The organism is Bradyrhizobium sp. (assembly GCF_019244115.1).
Classification (GTDB): Bacteria; Pseudomonadota; Alphaproteobacteria; order Rhizobiales; family Xanthobacteraceae; genus Bradyrhizobium.
In genome coordinates this window covers 1-3,466 of record NZ_JAFATE010000733.1, presented here as the reverse complement: position 1 = coordinate 3,466, position 3,466 = coordinate 1, and the positions used below count along the sequence as shown (strand labels likewise).

Sequence of the window (3,466 nt, the reverse complement as noted above, 5' to 3'; positions counted from 1 at the left end):
CGGCGTCGCCGTGCCGCTGCAGCAGATCGCGAAGATCGAGTATTCCCACGAGGAGCCGATCCTGTGGCGGCGCAACCGCGACATGGCCATCACCGTCCGTTCCGACGTGATCGACGGTGCACAGGCGCCGGCGGTGTCGAGCGCGCTCTTGCCGAAGCTCAAGGGCATCAGCGACAAGCTCGAGCCGGGCTACCGGATCGAGATGGGCGGCGCCATCGAAGAGTCGCAGAAGGGCAATTCGTCGCTGCTGGTGCTCTTCCCGCTGATGTTTGCGCTCATGCTGACGCTGTTGATGGTGCAGTTGCAGAGCTTCTCACGCATGTTCCTGGTGTTCCTGACCGCGCCGCTCGGCATCGTCGGTGCATCGCTCGGCCTCAACGTTGCGGGTCAGCCGTTCGGTTTCGTGGCGCTGCTCGGCCTGATCGCGCTTGCCGGCATGATCATGCGCAACACGGTGATCCTGGTCGACCAGATCGAGACCGACGTATCGCATGGGCTGACGCGGAAGGAGGCGATCGTGGAAGCGACCGTCCGCCGTGCCCGCCCGGTGGTGCTGACGGCGCTGGCCGCCATTCTGGCCATGATTCCGCTGTCGCGCTCGGCGTTCTGGGGCCCGATGGCGATCACAATCATGGGTGGATTGTTCGTTGCAACCTTCCTGACGCTGCTGTACCTGCCGGGTCTCTATGCACTATGGTTCCGCAAGAGCCTGGAAGAACGGGGCGAGGCGGGGGTTTTGGACGTTGCGCCGCAGCATCAGCGCCGTGTGCAGCCTGCATTTCCGCTTGCTGAAGCCGCTGAATAAATGAACATTATCTGAGCATCCGAGCCCTGACATGACGCTGGTTTCCGAACATATCGAGCCCGACACGCGAGAGCGGATTCTCGCCGTCGCGGAGCGTCTGTTCCGCCAGCTCGGCTATCAGAAGACGACGGTCGCCGACATCGCCAAGGAACTGCGGATGTCGCCGGCCAATGTCTACCGCTTCTTCGATTCAAAGAAGGCGATCATCGAGGGCGTCGCGCGCGTCCTGATGGGCGAGGTCGATGACGCCGCGCGACTCATCATGACCAAGCCCGGCTCCGCGACGGAGCGGATGCGCGAGCTGCTTTCAACCGTCCATCGCATGAACTGTGAGCGCTTCGTCGGCGATTCGAAGCTGCATGAAATGGTCGAGATCGCGATGGAGGAGAGCTGGGAGGTCTGCGTCGCGCATATTCGATGCGTCACGGAGACGATCGGCGGCGTGATCGCGCAGGGCGTGGCATCCGGCGAGTTCAAGGTCGCGGACATTCCGCTCGCGGCGATGTGCACCTGTCACGCCATGGTCGCCTACTTCCATCCGCAGCTGATCGCGCAAGCCCAGAGCAAGCCGAAGCCGGGTCCCTCGATCGACCAGATGATCGATTTTGTCCTTGCCGGGCTTGGTGCGAATAAATCCGCAAGCTAATAAGGTCTCCGTCATTCCGGGACGGTCCAAAGGACCGGACCCGGAATCTCGAGATTCGGGCTCGATGCTTCGCATCGCCCCGGAACGACAGGGGAGAAGGAAGCGCGCGTGGCGGACAAGGACCTGCACTATTACGAGCCGAAGCACGGTCACGGCCTGAGGCATGATCCGTTCAACGCCATCATCGCCCCGCGTCCGATCGGCTGGATTTCGTCACGGGGCGCCAGGGGCAATGTCAATCTCGCGCCCTACAGCTTTTTCAATGCCTTCTGCTATCACCCCCCGATCATCGGCTTCTCCTCGACCTCGAAGAAGGACAGTGTTCACAACATTGAGGAGACCGGCGAGTTCGTCTGGAACCTCGCAACCATGGACCTCTCCAGGCAGATGAATGCGACGGCGGCGCACGTTGCGCGCGATGTCAGCGAATTTGCGATCGCCGGTCTGACGGCGGTACCGTGCAGGCTGGTCAACGTGCCACGGGTCGCCGAAAGCCCTGTCTCGTTCGAGTGCAGGCTGTCGCAGATCATTCAGCTGCAGGGTGCTGATGGCGAGAAGGCAGAGGCCTGGCTGACACTTGGCGAGGTCGTCGCCGTGCATATCGACAAGACCTTCATCAAGAACGGCGTCTACCAGACCGCGCTCACGCACCCGATCGTGCGCGCCGGGCGGCGAGGCGACTATTTCGAGATTCGCCCGGACGCGATGTTCGAGATGGCAAGGCCGGATTAGGGATAGAGCGGTGAGCGCGCCACACATCCAGGAGAATGCGGCCAATGGCCCCCGCGGCGACCTCTGCATCCGCACGCTGGCGATGCCCGCCGACACCAACGCCAATGGCGATATTTTTGGCGGCTGGCTCTTGAGCCAGATGGACGTGGGCGGCGGCGTGTTTGCTTCGAAAGTTGCAAAATCGCGTACCGTGACCGTCGCGATCGAGGCGATGAATTTTCGCAAGGCCGTCTATGTCGGCGATCTCGTCTCGGTGCATGCCAATCTGGTGCGGATCGGCCGCACCTCGGTGACGGTGCATCTCGAAGCCTGGGTGGTGCGGCGCCGCGAGACACGGCCGATTCTGGTCACCGACGGCAATTTCACCTATGTCTCGATCGACGATGACGGCCGCCCGCGCGTGATTCCGAAAGACGAGGAACCGGTGCAGGTGTGATGTGAGCGCAAGCGCTCGCCGTTAAACTCGACGGTCATCACCCGCGAAAGCGGGTGATCCAGTATCCCAGAGACGGCCGTGCTTGAGCCGAGAAGCCGCGGCGTACTGGATGCCCCGCTTTCGCGGGGCATGACCAGCTCCATAAGCTGGGCCGGCGTCGTTAACTTTGGCCAGTCATGGCCGGCCAAGGGAAACGTCCGACCCATCTGACGCGTTGACCGCACGGACACGCCCCCGCTAGCTTTGGACATTGCCTGCCGAAGAGGTGCCGCCATGGCCGGACTCTCGCATCGCCAGACCGAAATCCTCAATCTCGCCCGCGCCTCGGGGCGGGTGATGGTCGAGGATCTCGCCCGACGCTTCGAGGTGTCGGCGCAGACCATTCGCAAGGATCTCAACGATCTCTGCGAGCAGCGCGCGCTGACCCGCATCCATGGCGGGGCCATCATCGCTTCCGGCGTGGAAAACCTCGCCTATGAGGCGCGGCGTTTCGTGGCCGCCGAAGAGAAGAAGGCAATCGGCGCCGCCGCTGCTGCGCTGATTCCGAACGGCTGTTCGCTCTTCATCAATATCGGCACCACGACGGAGGAGGTGGCAAGCGCGCTTACTTCGCACGAGGATCTGCTCGTCATCACCAACAATCTCAACGTCGCGATGCTGCTGTATCGCCATCCACGCATCGAGGTGATCGTGGCGGGCGGCGCCGTGCGCCGCGCCGACGGCGCCGTGGTCGGTTCGACCGCGACGCAGCTGATCGGGCAGTTCAAGGTCGATTATGCGATCATCGGCGCGTCCGCGATCGACGAGGAGGGCGCACTTTTGGATTTCGACTATCGCGAGGTGCAGG

General features: G+C 62.8%; 5 protein-coding genes. All 5 read left to right on the top strand.

Annotation, left to right across the window (positions count from 1 at the left end; all coding sequences use genetic code 11):
- On the top strand, positions 1-805 hold an 805-nt coding region (locus JOZ76_RS31630), incomplete at its 5' end, for an efflux RND transporter permease subunit (protein WP_291705319.1).
- Between the two features lie 31 nt (positions 806-836).
- Entirely contained in the window at positions 837-1,451 is a 615-nt protein-coding gene (locus JOZ76_RS31625) for a TetR/AcrR family transcriptional regulator (protein WP_291705318.1), read from the top strand.
- A gap of 108 nt (positions 1,452-1,559) precedes the next feature.
- A complete protein-coding gene (locus tag JOZ76_RS31620) occupies positions 1,560-2,183 on the top strand; it encodes a flavin reductase family protein (protein WP_291705317.1) in 624 nt (207 codons plus the stop codon).
- 82 nt (positions 2,184-2,265) lie between these two features.
- Positions 2,266-2,619: an acyl-CoA thioesterase gene (locus tag JOZ76_RS31615; RefSeq protein ID WP_291705320.1), complete on the top strand. Its 354-nt coding sequence runs from the start codon at positions 2,266-2,268 to the stop codon at positions 2,617-2,619.
- A gap of 273 nt (positions 2,620-2,892) precedes the next feature.
- A partial coding sequence (locus JOZ76_RS31610; protein WP_291705316.1) for a DeoR/GlpR family DNA-binding transcription regulator occupies positions 2,893-3,466 on the top strand: 574 nt, incomplete at its 3' end.